This window comes from Polyangium jinanense, assembly GCF_028435365.1.
The window spans coordinates 67,940-81,865 of the sequence record NZ_JAGTJJ010000016.1 but is presented as its reverse complement, the minus strand read 5'-3'; the positions used below and the strand labels follow the sequence as shown (position 1 = coordinate 81,865).

14 protein-coding genes are annotated in these 13,926 nt (G+C 68.1%); 9 read left to right on the top strand and 5 right to left on the bottom strand.

Annotated features, from left to right (window positions below; translation table 11 throughout):
* Window positions 1-420: 420 nt before the first annotated feature.
* Entirely contained in the window at window positions 421-1,125 is a 705-nt protein-coding gene (locus KEG57_RS25125; protein WP_272425547.1) for a DUF6968 family protein, read from the top strand.
* Window positions 1,126-1,268: 143 nt separating this feature from the next.
* Here KEG57_RS25125 and KEG57_RS25120 read toward each other — a convergent pair whose 3' ends face one another.
* The 4 genes from KEG57_RS25120 to KEG57_RS25105 form a co-directional block, all read right to left on the bottom strand.
* Complete coding sequence (locus KEG57_RS25120; RefSeq protein WP_272425546.1) at window positions 1,269-2,273, bottom strand: peptidase associated/transthyretin-like domain-containing protein; 1,005 nt, start codon at window positions 2,271-2,273, stop codon at window positions 1,269-1,271.
* A 122-nt stretch (window positions 2,274-2,395) separates the two neighbouring features.
* Window positions 2,396-2,986: an alpha-ketoglutarate-dependent dioxygenase AlkB family protein gene (locus tag KEG57_RS25115; RefSeq protein ID WP_272425545.1), complete on the bottom strand. Its 591-nt coding sequence runs from the start codon at window positions 2,984-2,986 to the stop codon at window positions 2,396-2,398.
* Window positions 2,973-3,203 carry a hypothetical protein gene (locus KEG57_RS25110; RefSeq protein ID WP_272425544.1) on the bottom strand — a complete coding sequence of 77 codons (231 nt, stop codon included), beginning with the start codon at window positions 3,201-3,203 and terminating at the stop codon, window positions 2,973-2,975. The genes KEG57_RS25115 and KEG57_RS25110 overlap by 14 nt, the downstream gene beginning before the upstream one ends.
* 45 nt (window positions 3,204-3,248) lie before the next feature.
* On the bottom strand, window positions 3,249-4,034 hold the full coding sequence (locus KEG57_RS25105; protein ID WP_272425543.1) for a protein-L-isoaspartate(D-aspartate) O-methyltransferase: 786 nt from the start codon (window positions 4,032-4,034) through the stop codon (window positions 3,249-3,251).
* 60 nt (window positions 4,035-4,094) lie between these two features.
* Between KEG57_RS25105 and KEG57_RS25100 the strand changes: the two genes are divergently transcribed.
* The 5 genes from KEG57_RS25100 to KEG57_RS25080 all read left to right on the top strand — a co-directional run bounded on the left by KEG57_RS25100 (window position 4,095) and on the right by KEG57_RS25080 (window position 7,257).
* Window positions 4,095-4,691 (top strand): DUF4384 domain-containing protein, encoded by a 597-nt coding sequence (locus KEG57_RS25100; protein ID WP_272425542.1) that lies wholly within the window; start codon window positions 4,095-4,097, stop codon window positions 4,689-4,691.
* Window positions 4,692-4,771: 80 nt separating this feature from the next.
* Complete coding sequence (locus KEG57_RS25095; RefSeq protein ID WP_272425541.1) at window positions 4,772-5,089, top strand: ArsR/SmtB family transcription factor; 318 nt, start codon at window positions 4,772-4,774, stop codon at window positions 5,087-5,089.
* 57 nt (window positions 5,090-5,146) lie between these two features.
* Window positions 5,147-5,644 carry an ArsI/CadI family heavy metal resistance metalloenzyme gene (locus KEG57_RS25090; RefSeq protein WP_272425540.1) on the top strand — a complete coding sequence of 166 codons (498 nt, stop codon included), beginning with the start codon at window positions 5,147-5,149 and terminating at the stop codon, window positions 5,642-5,644.
* Window positions 5,645-5,686: 42 nt separating this feature from the next.
* Window positions 5,687-6,817, top strand: coding sequence for an ACR3 family arsenite efflux transporter (gene arsB, locus KEG57_RS25085; protein ID WP_272425539.1), 1,131 nt, complete (start codon window positions 5,687-5,689; stop codon window positions 6,815-6,817).
* A complete protein-coding gene (locus KEG57_RS25080; protein ID WP_272425538.1) occupies window positions 6,814-7,257 on the top strand; it encodes an arsenate reductase ArsC in 444 nt (147 codons plus the stop codon). Before arsB ends, KEG57_RS25080 begins: the two co-directional genes overlap by 4 nt.
* Here KEG57_RS25080 and KEG57_RS25075 read toward each other — a convergent pair.
* Entirely contained in the window at window positions 7,224-7,835 is a 612-nt protein-coding gene (locus KEG57_RS25075; RefSeq protein ID WP_272425537.1) for an SRPBCC family protein, read from the bottom strand. The two genes, KEG57_RS25080 and KEG57_RS25075, sit on opposite strands and share 34 nt — an antisense overlap.
* An 89-nt stretch (window positions 7,836-7,924) precedes the next feature.
* Between KEG57_RS25075 and KEG57_RS25070 the strand changes: the two genes are divergently transcribed.
* The 3 genes from KEG57_RS25070 (at window position 7,925) to KEG57_RS25060 (ending at window position 13,921) form a co-directional block, all read left to right on the top strand.
* Complete coding sequence (locus KEG57_RS25070; RefSeq protein ID WP_272425536.1) at window positions 7,925-8,488, top strand: prolyl hydroxylase family protein; 564 nt, start codon at window positions 7,925-7,927, stop codon at window positions 8,486-8,488.
* A gap of 7 nt (window positions 8,489-8,495) precedes the next feature.
* Window positions 8,496-12,314, top strand: a complete 3,819-nt coding sequence (locus KEG57_RS25065) for a serine/threonine-protein kinase (RefSeq protein ID WP_272425535.1) — start codon at window positions 8,496-8,498, stop codon at window positions 12,312-12,314.
* A 116-nt stretch (window positions 12,315-12,430) separates the two neighbouring features.
* A complete protein-coding gene (locus KEG57_RS25060; protein ID WP_272425534.1) occupies window positions 12,431-13,921 on the top strand; it encodes a DUF2252 family protein in 1,491 nt (496 codons plus the stop codon).
* The last annotated feature ends 5 nt before the right edge of the window (window positions 13,922-13,926 follow it).

Genomic DNA, 13,926 nt, shown 5'->3' with positions numbered 1-13,926 from the left:
CGAGGTGCTCGCTTCGAGAGCGAGGCGGCATCATCCCCAAAATGGTGCTGCGTCGTCCCAGGCCAAGGATTTTGCCGTCGAGATGCCCGTCCGGGACTCGCTCGGAGAAAGCATGCGCGCACTCGCGGAGATGACCCAAGAGATGCCTTTGAAGGCGGAGAGGGAGTGGAATGCAACCAACGGCGGAGACGCACCGTGAGTCGACCGCCCGGAGGCTCCCGCGAGCCCGCGGTGGCCGGCGAGCGACCGCCGGGCGGCTCGGCGGAGCTGGGGAGCAAGAAATGAGACGTTTGTCACCGTTTCGAGATAACAGACGTCCCGACGTATTTCGGTTAACGAAGAAGATCATGGCGAAGCTCGTCTTGGGGCTCGGGGCGCTTTTTCTGTACGGGAAGATTCCCTATGCGGATTGAGGACAACATGGCCGTTCTCGCCACACGCGTGCTCCAGTACCGCAGCGATAGCGGCGCCGTGAAGGACGTCACCCTCACGGTCTTTGCCCCACGCAAGACGGACCAGGCCGACTGGGAATGCGGATTCCAGTTCAGCCCGCCGCCCAACCAGAGGAACATCCACGTGAGGGGCGTCGACGCCATCCAGGCGCTCCTGAGTTGCCTCACGGTCGCCCGCAGCTACATCGAACATCCCACGGAGGAACGGTCGAGCTGGCGAGGGATGGTCCACGCGGGTCTGCCACGATTCGCCGAGAAGCCTGCGGCCTACCAGCCCCCCAGCATCCCCCCGCCCGAGGAGAATCCCGGGGGGCTCGAACCTCTCGCCGTCAGCACCCTCGGTTGCCCCGATGAGACGGGTCGCGCGCGAGAGCTCGGCCTCACGGTTTACAAGCCCTTTCGAGCCGACGACGGAACGTGGAAATGCGCGTTCGTCCTTGGTTCGCCCCTCGACGAGCCTGTTCGTCATGGCACGGGCGAGGACTTCATCGAGGCACTTCTGGACGGCTTCGCCCTGGCGCGCGCGACCTACGAAGCCATGGTCCCGGAAGGCTGGGAAGCGCCGCTGTCGGATGCGTTCTTGGGGCCCACGTTCTTGCCCTACAAGGTGGGCCGATCCTACGGGATGGAGCCGAGCAAGGACCTCGACATGCCCGATTTTTCAATGGCGTGAGTCGAGAATCCGCCGAAACGTCAAATTCATCCTCGCCCCGCGCCCCGCCTGCTTCGGCACCCCGTGCCGATCATGGTGCTGCGTCGTCCCGGGCCGAGGACTTTGCCGTCGAGATGCCCGTCCGGGACTCGCCCATCGAGCACTCAGGGCAGCGTGCCGGTGAACTGGACGCCGCCCGCGCCCTTGGCGAACTGCGGCGTGATGATGACGTTCGGGGGAGGCGGCTCGGGCCGGTTGGCGAGCCCGATGATTAAGCCCGTCAGGGAGAGCCCCACAAGTCCGCATCCCACAGCGCCTACGGCATACCAGGTATTCGCGGATGCGTCCCCTTTCGAGGCAAGACCAAAACCAATCCCAGCGGCACCGACACCGAACCCCATCCCAATGCCGCTCGCAACCATGAGGCCCTTGGGCCACGTGGGCGGGTCGGCCTTCGACGCTGTCGATATGTTTGCGTGGATCGATACGTTCATGGGGGTCGCTGGGAACGCGACGTAGTGACTTTGGATCCGCCGCTGCATCGCGATACTGAGTGTCTTCTCCTCTCCCGCCTTGACCTCCACGCTCGTTTCATAAAAATAGTAATCGTCCGCAATCGCTTTGATGTGGTGCTTTCCGGGTTCGACGTAAATGACCTCGGAGTAGGGCCAATCCCTCACTTGCTCGCCATCCACGGTGATGCGAGCGCCGGGGATGTTGACGCGCGGGAAAATCGTCCCGACCCGAGCCTTTACGGCCCTAAAGGCGGCGCGCACCTCCTCGTCAGTATGCACGGTCCTGTCTTGCACGTGGGCGAACATCAGGACCTCGCCCAGGTTCCGAGCTGCCGGCAAGAAGAGCCCCATTCGAGCCTGTGCAAACCCCAGCTCCGCTTGAACGTCCGAGAGGGGCTGATAGTCGTAGGCGGTCTGGTACTCATCGAGCGCCTCCTGCATCTTCCCTTCCTTTTCGAGCCTCTGAGCTTCCCGCAGGTGCTTCTGCGACGTTGGCGGGAACATCGCGAGAGATCGAGCGGACGTGTACGACGTGTACGGGATCTTGATGGACTCGGCCTCGTGACCGGGAGGCTTCGAAGAAGGATCCGCCAGAGCCGCCGACGAGACCGATACCGCGAGGAGAACCGTGCTTGCGAGGTGTAGGTACTTCATGGGAGTGAGCCTACACCCTGAAGCATTGGCCGGTCAAGACGAACCCTCTCCGCGGACGAACCCTACGTGTTCGCGGGCAAACCACTGGTTCGTCCCGGACCAACCGAGAAGGAGGAGCGCTTTCAGATCCTCGCGGGCAGGATCCGCCGAAACGTGAGGTTCATCCGCGCCCCGCGCCCCGCCTGCTTCGGCACCCCGTGCCGGTAATGGTGCTGCGTCGTCCCGGCCATCACCAGCAAATTCCCCTCGCCGAGCTCCAGCGTCACCTTCTCCCCGCCCTTCTTCTTCGGCTCCAGGACGAACCTCCTCTTCGCCCCGAGCGACAGCGACGCGATCACCGGGTTTTCGCCGAGCTCGGGCTCGTCGTCGGCGTGTTTGCCCATCGAATCGTCGCCGTCTCGGTAATGGTTCACGAGCACGCTGTTGAACGTGCAGCCGGCCGCCGCCTCGACCCGCGCGCGGAGCGAGGCGAGCGCGGGCGTCCAGGGGTTCGGCGTGAGCGACAGACCCGAATACGTGTACGACGCGCCCGGATCGCCGTGCCAGGCCGAAAGGCGGGGCTGCAGGATCGACTTGCCGAAGAGCCGGATCGTCTCCTGCCGGAACGGGACCTCCGCAAGCAGCGCGCTGAACGAGCCGCGGGCCTCGTCCGGCGTGAGAAACGGGTCGTGGAAGAGAAGGAATCCTCCGTGCTGGAGCTCAATCCTTGTCACGGGGGTACGCCCCTCCGCGTGGACCCTTGCGCGCCGCGAGCGCGATCGTCCCGGCGCTGCCCGCGAGCAAGAGCGCGCCCGGGCGCGACGAGCCCGCGAGCGCGAGGCCCGAGATGACGCAGAACAAACCAAACGCGAGCGTCGGACCGGAGAGCCGCCCATCCTCAGGCGAGCCGTCAGGGGGCACCGTGGGCCTCGTGCGGTACGGATGCGCCATGCGCTCATCGTATCAGGGCGGAGGGCAAAATGGTACGGGATCGAATCAATCCCAAGCGCCGTCCGCGCAGGCCCAGCCGTCCTCGCCGACGAGCGGGACGAACCGCACCGCGCCGAGCCTATGCTCCGAGAACCGACCGTCTTCCGGGCTCCGCGTGACGAGGACGAGCTCTTGCTGGTGTTCGTCCGGCCCGATCGGAATCACCATGCGGCCGCCTGGCGCGAGCTGGTCCAAAAGCGCCTTCGGCACGCGCGGCCCGCTCGCCGTCACCGCGATGGCGTCATAAGGTGCGCGCTCGGGATAACCGCGGGTGCCATCTCCAGTGACCACCCGGATGTTTCCGTAACGTAGCGATGTGAGCCGCGCGGCGGCCTCGGCGGCGAGGAGCGGGTGGCGCTCGACGGTGACGACCTCACGCGCGAGCTCGGCGAGCACCGCCGCCGCGTACCCCGAGCCCGCGCCGATCTCGAGGACCCGCGTGTCCGGCCCGATCCGCAGAGCTTGCGCGGTGAGCGCGACGATGTACGGCTGCGAGATCGTCTGCTGAGCGGCTATCGGCAGCGGTCTGTCGAGATACGCCTCGTGCTCGCGCCCGGCGGGCACGAAGGCGTGCCGTGGGACGCGACGCATCGCATCGAGCACCCGCGCATCCTGGATGTCGCGGCGTGCGAGTTGTTCGTCCACCATGCGGTGGCGCGCTTGCTCCATCGGGTCCATGGCGCGGACGTGCTCGACGCAATCGTCGTGCCGAGCCCCTTTCGTGTCGAGCGTCAAGAAGAGCACGCCGGAACCAGCCCTGCCACCCCCTTGCCCCGGGGCGGTCTCGCTCACGCAGGAGGGATGTTCGTCGCGCTAGGGTTTTTTGGCGCTCCGCCATAGAATGCGGCGGCGATGGTGACCAGGAGCAGCGCGAAGGGCGGCACGATGAAGACCAAGGGGAAGACGCAGGGCGGGGTCAAGGGCGCGGCAAAGAAGGCGACGAAGAGCGCGGCAAAGGCGCCTGTGAAGGGCGCGGGAAAGGCGGCGAAGGCCTCGGCGAGGGCGACGAAGGGCAGCGCGACGGCGAAGGTCGAGGCGAGGGCGAAGGCGGCGGTGAGGGCCGCGGCCGTGGCGCCGGTGGACTTCATCGACGAGCCGCCGCCGAGCCTGACGGGGCGACCGTTCCGGCGCCTGGCGTGGGGCTACGCGCTCCTCAGCGAGATGCGTGACGAGGCCATGAACGAGTTCGACGTCGAGGCGGGCACGAAGGTGGCCATCGAGGGGGAGCTCGATCGGCTCGCGTACGTGTACGTCGTGCAGATCGCCGCGGAGGATCGGTCCGTGGAGATCCTTTATCCGCCGAAGGGCGGGGCGCGCCGCATGCGTCCGGGCACGAAGATGCGCATCCCCGGCGGCTCGGGCTGGATCGTGACCACGAAGAAAGGCAAGATCCGCACGATCGCTTCGTCCGCGCCGATCACGGACGTGACCATCCTCGGCATCGACTGAGCCGGTTGTCAGGGGACAACTTCCACTTTTCCGGAAGAAGCTCCTTGCGGGCCTACTTCGAGGATGTTAGAAGTAGGCCCGTGACCTCGAAGCTGGATCGTCACGCCCAGCAGCTCAGCGCGCTCGGCCATCCCGTTCGCCTTCAGATCCTGCGCTTCGTCGTGCAGGGGGGGGACGAGGGGGTGTCTGCTGGGGAGATCCAGGCGCATGTCGATCTGCCCCCGTCGACCCTGAGCCACCACCTGAAGCGGCTCGTCGAGGCGGGCCTGTTCACGACCCGCCTCGAAGGCACGTTCCACTACTACGCGGCCGATTACGCGGCGCTGCGCGTCCTCACCGAATACCTCTGGGAGGACTGCTGCAAGCGTGGCAAAGGCGGACAGGGCGGCTGCTGCTGAAAGGCAGCCCCTTTTTTGCGCCTTGGTTCGAGTTTTTTGGAAGAAAGGAGACTCCGCATGAACGTCCTCAAGCCTCACGTGTCCCTGAACGTCGCGAACATCGAGCAATCCGTCGCGTTCTACGAAAAGGCGTTCGGCGTCGCGGCGACGAAGCGGCGCCCCGGATATGCGAAATTCGACCTCGAGGTTCCCTCGCTCAACCTGACGATGCAGGAGGCGCCTCGCACGGGCGTCAATGCCAGTCATTTCGGGGTCCAGGTCGCGACGACGGACGACGTCCTCGAGGCGAAAGCCCGCTTCGAGGCCGCGGGGCTCACGACGATGACGGAGGAAGATACGTCCTGCTGTTATGCGGTGCAGGACAAGGTATGGGTCGAGGATCCGGACGGGAACTCCTGGGAGGTGTTCGTCGTGAAGGCGGACGCGGCCGTCATGGGGGATTCTCCGGCGCTGAAAAAGGACGAGAGCGCGTGCTGCACGCCCGTCGGCCTCTCACGAAAGCCGGAGGTCAAGCCACAGGCCTCGTCGTGCTGCGGTCCGAAGACGGCGGAGTGATCGAAAAAACACCACGGCGGCGACCGATCACACGCCGCCGCCGTGCCCCCTCTCCAGCGCTGGAAACCCATGGACGGCATCGCCCGCAAGTTATCGTTCCTCGATCGTTACCTGACGTTGTGGATCTTCCTCGCCATGGGGCTCGGCGTGGCCCTCGGCTTCGCGGCGCCCGGTTTCACGGCGCTTTTGAATCGCCTGAGCGTGGGCACGACCTCGATCCCGATCGCCATCGGGCTCGTCGTGATGATGTACCCCCCGCTCGCGAAGGTCCGCTACGAGGAGCTCGGGAAGGTCTTTCGCAACAAGCGTGTGCTCGCGCTGTCGCTCGTGCAGAACTGGATCATCGGCCCGGCGCTGATGTTTGGCCTCGCCGTGCTGTTCCTGCGTGACAAACCCGAGTACATGCTCGGGCTCATCCTCATCGGGCTCGCGCGGTGCATCGCGATGGTCATCGTCTGGAACGACCTCGCGAAGGGGGATACCGAGTATTGCGCGGGGCTCGTTGCCTTCAACTCGATCTTCCAGGTGCTGTTCTTCTCGGTGTACGCGTATTTCTTCGCGACGCTCCTGCCCTCCTGGCTCGGGCTCGAGGGCGCGGTCGTGAACATCACGATCATCGAGATCGCGAAGAGCGTCGCCATCTACCTGGGAATCCCGTTCGCGGCCGGGTTTCTCACGCGCCGATGGCTCGTGTCCTCCAGGGGAGCGAACTGGTATCAAGAGCGCTTCGTCCCGCGCATCGGGCCGATCACGCTCGTCGCGCTGCTCTTTACCATCGTGGTGATGTTCTCCCTGAAGGGCGAGACCATCGTAGAGCTCCCGCTCGACGTGCTCCGGATTGCGGTGCCGCTCCTGGTCTACTTCGTCGTGATGTTCTTCGTCTCGTTCTTCCTGAGCAAGCGCGTCGGCGCGGACTACAAGCAGGCCACCACGCTCTCTTTCACGGCGTCGTCGAACAACTTCGAGCTCGCCATCGCCGTCGCCATCGCGACGTTCGGCATCCATAGCGGATCCGCGTTCGCGGCCGTCATTGGACCGCTCGTCGAGGTGCCCGTCCTGATCGGGCTCGTCAACGTCGCGCTCCGGCTCGGCAAGCGGTTCTTCCCCGGCGGCGTCGATGTCGCACCGGCGCCCTGCAGAGCGCCCGCCGCGGAATCGGAGGTCCACGCATGATGCCCAAGAGCATTCTCTTTCTCTGCGTCGCGAACTCGGCCCGCAGCCAGATGGCGGAAGGTCTTTCGCGGAAGCTGTTCGGAGAGCACGTGCGGGTCGAGAGCGCTGGCAGCAGCCCGTCCCGCGTCCATCCCTTCGCCATCGAGGTGATGCGGGAAATCGGGATCGATCTGACGACGCACGTGTCGAAGTCGGTGGACACGATCGACCCTGCGTCGGTCGACCTCGTCGTCACGCTCTGCGCCGAGGAAGTTTGCCCTGTGATCCTGGGCAAGATCGAGCGGCTCCACTGGCCGATCCCCGATCCCGCGAGCACCGACCCGACGCTGTCACGCGAGCAGATGCTCGCGCGCTTTCGCGCGGCCCGCGGGGAGATCCAGGCGCGTCTGGAGGGGCTCGCGGAGCGTCAGGGCAAAGGCCCCCGCCGATCCTCCACGTAGCGCCGCAAAAGCTCCGGCGTCTGCAAGGCGTACGAGCGGATCTTCTCCTCGAAGAGGAGCTTGATCACGCCGAATTCGAGGTGGAGCAACGCGCCGTAGGTGAGCAGGGTTTTTCCGTCGTCGGCGGGGTCGACCCGGAAAAAACCCCAGCAATCCCCGATGTCGTGGGGCCGCGTCGGGTCCATCCAGAACCGGACGAGCGAAGGGGTTTCCCGACGCGCGCGGACGGTGTATTCGCCCGAGACCTTGGCGCCGCCTTGACGGAACGTCAGGAAAAAATCGTCGCCCTTCCGGCTGACGAGGCGCGCTTCCTGCGTGAGCGGGAAAATATACCGGTACGAGCCCGGGTCGAGCAGCACGGCCATGACGTCGGCGGGCGGCGCCGCGATGAGCACGTACCCGAGGCCGCCGATGAAATCACCCTCGGGCAGCTCGACGTCGAAGGTCCGCTTGACGACCTCTCCCCGCGCGAGGCGGGTTTTCTCGTCCGCGGTGAGGGCGCCGGCGTGCGCTTGGCCCGGCCACGCGAGGACGAGGGCGCCGAGGACCGCGAAGAGGGCGAGGAAGCGGCGCGCCATGCCCACACGGTGGTGTCGCGTCGGTCCGGACGCAAGCCCCGACGACGAGCGCCCCTTCGGCCCAGCGCGCGCGTATACTCCCCCCCGCCATGTACGCCGGTCACCTCGATTTGACGCAGCCCCTCGTCTGGACCGTGGACGACGCGCTCTCGCCCGCCGACTGCGACGCGTACATCGAGCGCATCCGCGCGGGCCAGCAGGAGATCGCGCCGATCGTGGGCGAGGACGGCGAGCCGGAGGTCGATCTCGCGGTCCGGAACAACACGCGCGTGATGTGGGACGACGCGGCCGAGGCAGACGGTCTCGTCGCGCGGGTCGGGTCGCACGTGCCGAAGCTGCTCATGGGCATGAAGCTCGCGGGCGGCAACCCGCGCATCCGTCTGTATCGATACGGGTCCGGCGAGCAACACGGGGCGCACTGGGACACGGTGGTGCACCTCGACGGCGGCGTGCGCAGCCTGGTCACGCTGGTCTTTTACCTGAACGACGACTTCGAGGGCGGCGAGACCGATTTTCCGGAGCTCGAGCGGCGCATCAGCCCGCGGCGAGGGCGCGCATTGATGTTCCAGCACCGGATTCTGCATATCGCGACCGAGGTCGCGCGGGGCGAGAAGTTCGTCCTGCGCACGGACATCCTTTACAGTCCGGTCTGAGGCGCGCATGCGGAGCGGCGAGATCGTGGACGGGCGGTTCGAGCTGGAGTCGAAGGCGAGCTCCGGCGGCATGGGGACCATCTGGCGCGCGAAAGATCTCGCGACGAGCGAGATCGTGGCGCTCAAGCTTCTGCGCGATCCCGAGCACGGCGCCGAGCGATTCCTGTCCGAGGCGCGGATCCTCGCGCGGCTCGAACACCCGTGCATCGTGCGGCACGTCGGGCACGGGCTCACGGCCATCGGCGAGCCCTACCTCGTCATGGAGTGGCTCTCCGGCGAGGACCTCGCCACGCGCCTCGCGCGCGCGCCGCTCGAAATCGACGCGGGCCTCGCGCTCGTGCGGAACGCCGCGGAAGGGCTCACCGCGGCGCACGCGCGGGGCATCGTGCATCGCGACATCAAGCCGAGCAACATCTTCCTCGTCGGAAGGCGCGTCGATCGCATCAAGCTGCTCGATTTCGGGATCGCACGCGCCTCGACGGGCTCGACCGTGCTCACGCGGTCGAGCTCCGTGCTCGGCACGCCCGGGTACATGGCGCCGGAGCAAGCGCGCGGCGACGAGGTCGTGGGCCCACGCGCCGACGTCTTTTCGCTCGGCTGCGTGCTCTTCGAGTGTTTGGCAGGACGACCGGCCTTTCAGGGCTCGCACCCGATGGCGCTGCTCGCGAAGCTCCTGCTCGAAGAGCCGCCCGAGCTCGCGGTCGTGCGGCCGGAGGTGTCCGCCTCCGTGTCGAGCCTCTGCGCGCGTATGCTCTCGAAGGACCCGAGCCAGCGGCCGGCCGATGGCGCGGCGCTCGTGGCCGAGCTCTCCGCCATCAGCGGGACCTCGTCGAGCTCGCCGTCGGTCCGCAGCATGACGCCGTCGCGGCTCAGCGAGCGGGAGCGGCGGCTGCTTTCGATCGTGGCCATTGCGGGCACGGCGCGCGGCGCGCTCGACGAGGTCCGTCGTATCGCGGAGCCGCTCGGCGCGTTCGTGGATACGCTCGCCGGGGGCACGATCTTGATGGTGCTGCCCGGCGTCGGGAGCCCGGCCGATCAGGCGGTGCGGGCGGCGCGCGCGGCGCTGGCGATCCGGGCCGCGTCGTCGGATCGGACCATTGCGCTCGTGACGGGCCGCAGTGACCTCGCGGATCGGCTTCCCGTCGGGGACCTCGTCGAGCTCGTGGCGCTCCTCGTCGATCGCGCTCGCGAGGACGGCCGCCCCGGGGTGATCCTCGACGAGGTCACGCGCGCGCTGCTCGATCCACGATTCGAGGTGCAGGAGCACGCGGGCCATGCGTGGCTGCTCGACGAGCACGCGCGTGGCGAGGAGACGCGCACGCTGCTCGGCAATCCGAGCCCGTTCGTCGGGCGCGAGCGCGAGCTCAACACGATGCTCGATCTCCTGCAGCAGGAGTTCGACGAGCAGCGCGCGCAGTCCGTGCTCGTCACGGCGCCGGCGGGGATGGGGAAATCACGATTGCGGCAGGAGCTCATCACGAAGCTGCAAGACAAGCTCCCCAATCTTTGCCTCGCGGTCGGTCGCGCCGACGCGATGCGTTCGGGCGCGGCGTTTTCGGTGATCGCGTCGGCGCTGCGGATGCTGATGGAGATCGAGGTCGGTGAGCGGCGCGAGGTGCAGCAGGAAAAGGTGTCGTCGGCGGTGCGCGCGCTCCTGTCGGGAGAGGCGGCGGAGCGGACGGCGCCGTTTCTGGGCGAGCTCGTGGGCGCGTCGTTCCCGGACGAACGCAATCCGCTGCTCCGGTCGGCCCGCGAGAATGCGCCGCTCATGGCGGGTCGGATCGAATCGGCCTGGGTCGAGTTCATGCGCGCCGCGGCCCGAAAAGGGCCGACGCTGCTCGTGCTGGAGGATTTGCACTGGGGCGATGGTTCGTCCGTGAAGCTCGTGGACACGACGTTGCGCGAGCTCCGGGACGAGCCGTTCGCGGTGGTCGCGTTTGCCCGGCCCGAGGTTCACGATCTGTTCCCGCGCATCTGGGCGGAGCGGACGCACGAGGTCCGGCTCGGCCCGCTGCCGCGCCGGGCTGCATCCGCGCTGGTGCGCGCCGCGCTCGGGGACGACGTCGACGACGCGCTCGTCGCGGGACTCGTGGCGCGGTCGGAGGGAAATGCGTTTTACCTGGAAGAACTCGTCCGGGCCTTCACCGAGGGGCGCAGCAGCGGCGGATTGCCGGAGACGGTGCTCGGGATGGTGGAGGCCCGGCTCGCGGCGCTCCCGCCGGACGTTCGCCATTTCTTGCGCGCGGCCAGCGTGTACGGGGAGGTGTTCTGGCCGAATGGGGTGAGGCGGCTGCTCGGCGGTCGCAGGCCGGTGAACGTGGACGCGGCCCTCGATTATGCCGTCGCGCGGGAATTCGTGACGCGCCGGAATTCGCGGCGGTTCGTCGGCGAGGAAGAGTATGCATTTCGGCACGCGCTCCTGCGGGAAGGGGCGTATGCGATGCTGACGGAGCGGGACCGCGCGCTCGGGCATGGGCTCGCGGGGACGTGGCTCGAGCGCGTGGGCGAGCCGGATCCGTCGGTGCTGGCGATGCATTTCGAGCGCGGCGGGCAGGGCCCGCGGGCCGCGTACTGGCACGCGCGGGCGGCGCAGACGGCGATGCGCGGCAATGACCTCCAGGCGGGCGTGCGGGCGGTCGAGCGGGGGCTCGCGGCCGGGCCGACGGACGAGGTCGCGACGGACCTCTGGGCGCTCAGGGCGCGCATCGCTTCGGCCTCGGGCGATTACGAGGCCTCGCTCGCCGCGGCGGAAGAGGCATTGCGCCGCACGACGCCCGGGTCCGTGGCCCATTGCATCGCGCTGGAGGGCGCGATCGGGGGCGCGATGCTGCTCGGCCGGCACGAAACGTTGCAGGATCTGAGCCGCCGCGTGTTGCAGACCGAGCCTGCCCCGAATGCGCTCTCCGCGCTGGCGCGGGCGCTCGCCCCGCTCATCGCGGCGCTTGCGGCCACCGGGAATGGGGACGCGTTCCTGTTCCTCGAAAAAATGCGCGCGAACATGGGGGCTGGCATCGAGATGGAGCCGTCGCGGGCCGGGGCGCTCGCGTATGCGTCGGCGATGGTGGAGAAGAACCTCGCCCGCAATCCGTGGCTCGCGCGGCAGCACGCGCTCGACGCCGTGCGACTCCTGGAGCAGGGCGGGGAGCGGCACGTGGTGCCGATCGTCACGGCGGTGCTCGTCGGCATTTGCACGGACCTCGGCGCGTTCGAGGAGGCCGAAGTTTGGCTCGATCGCACCGAGGCGCGCCCGCCGAGCATGGCGGCGAACGTGGTCGCGGCGTATCTCGCGCAGCTCCGGCTCGCGCAAGGCCGCTTCGAGGAGGCCATCACGATGTCACGCTCCGTGGCGGAGCGGGTGCACGGCAGGGACGGCAACGTCGTCAGCGTGCTCGGTTCTCTCACGCTGATCGAGGCCCATATCGAGCGCGGCGACGTGGAGGCGGCCGAGTCGCTGATCGACGCCACGAGCAGCCGCGGAAATCTGATCGTCGCCGCCTCGTGCGCGTGGTTCCGGTCGAGGGCGCTGCTCGCGCGGGGGCGCCCTGCCGAGGCGGTGAAGGTTTGTCGCGAGGCGCTCGGGCTGCACCGGCAAATCGGGCCGCGCGGGGTGGAGCGCGTGCTGCTCACGCTCGCCGAGGCGCTCATGGCGGCCGGGGACGTGGAGGCGGCGCAGGTGACGCTGCGCGAGGCGCAGGACGAGCTCGGCGCGCGCGAGGCGGCCATCGGCGATCCCAGCTACCGGCGGCACTTCGTTGAGCGTGTCCCCGGGAACGTGCGGATTCGAAGGCTTTCGGGGACGTGGCTCGGGGGAAGCTCGGCGCAATGATGCTCGGTGACGGGTCGATGTCAGCCACGTAGACAACGTGGCAGCGGCGTGACGCAAGGGTGTCGCATGCGCCGCGCGATTGCCTCGACGTTTCCGCTCGATTAGGCATCGCCCGCGTGAACGGGCCTCCGCCTTCGGAATGTCGTCGTCTTTGCCTCGCGCTCGCGCTCGGGCTCGTGGCGTGTGGCGGCAGGACCGAGGAGCAGGCGCGCAAGGCCGAGATCACGAGCGTCATGGCCCGGGCCGACGAACCGCTCCTCCGCGCGAGGCCGCGCCTCTGCGAGGGCAAATACGCGCGGATGGCCGCGAGCGCGTACGATTTTTATCGCGGAACCGTGCCGCTCTCGCTCCACGATTATCGAGGGAACAATTTCGGCTTCGGCGCCTCCGCGTTCGCGCTCGCCGGGCCACTCGTACCCGCGCTCGGCGATCCGCACCCGGAGAACTTCGGCGCCTTGCTCGCGGCCGACGGCACGCTCGCGCTGGAGCCGAACGATTTCGACAGCGCGGATTTTGCTCCGTATCTCTGGGACGTCCGCCGCCTCGTCGCGGGAATGGCGCTCGCCGCGCGCCTCGCGAACGCGGAGGATCCGGCTGTCCAAGCGGCGACGGCCGCGGCGTCGCGTGAGATCGCGCGCGCCGCGGCGGAAGGGTATGCGGAGGCCATCGCCGCCCTCGCGAAAGGCGCGCCGCGCGAGCGGATCACGGAGGGCGGGGGAGATCCGAACCTCGACGATCTGTTCGAGCGTTCGATCGAGGATCGGGATGCCCGCGCGGAGCTCGACGAGCTTTCGCTGCTCGAAGGCCCGGAGCGTCGTCTTCGTCGTGGTGTGCTCGATCCGGAGGAGCCGACGGGGGTTTATCTCGACGTACCCCCGACGGCGTATGCGGAGCTTCCCGCGGCGATCGAGCAATACCGCAAAACGCTCGTCGATCCGCCGCCGCCTGCCTTCTTCACGCTGCTCGACGCCGCGCGCGAGCTCGGCTCGGGGGTCGCGAGCTTTACCCGGGTGCGCGTCATCTTGCTCGTTCGCGGGCCGACGGACGATCCGGGCGACGACGTCGTACTCGAATTGAAGGAACTCGCCGACAGCGGGCTCGCGGGGCTCTATCCGCCGGGCGTGTTTTACGACGGCGTCGCCGAGCGCGTGCGCCGCGCGTCGCGCGCGGCCTGGGCCCGGCCCGACGCGGAGCCGCTCTGGGGTACGACGGAATGGATGGGGTTCGTCTGTCAGATCAAGCGCGAGAGCGAGGGGCAAAAGACGCTGCGGACGAGCCGCATGGTCGAAGAGCGAGGCAGCCCGGCGGCGCTCGCGAGCCTCGGGCGCCGGCTCGGCGGCGTGGTGGCCCGCGCGCATGCGGCGGATCCCCTGGGGACGTCGTGGGCCGTGGGGGATGTGGCCGAGGTGATCGGGCGTGATCCGGCGGGGTTCGTCGCGGAGCAGGTCGAGGTCGGGGATCGATATGCGGCGCAGGTGCTCGTCGATTGGGGGCTGTTCCGCGAGGCGCTCATGGAGCGCGGGCCTCGGCTCGGGATTCCGATGGATCCGGCGGATACCCCGCCACCCGATTTGCGAGCGCTTTACGGCGACGCCCATGTGCCCTGATTGGA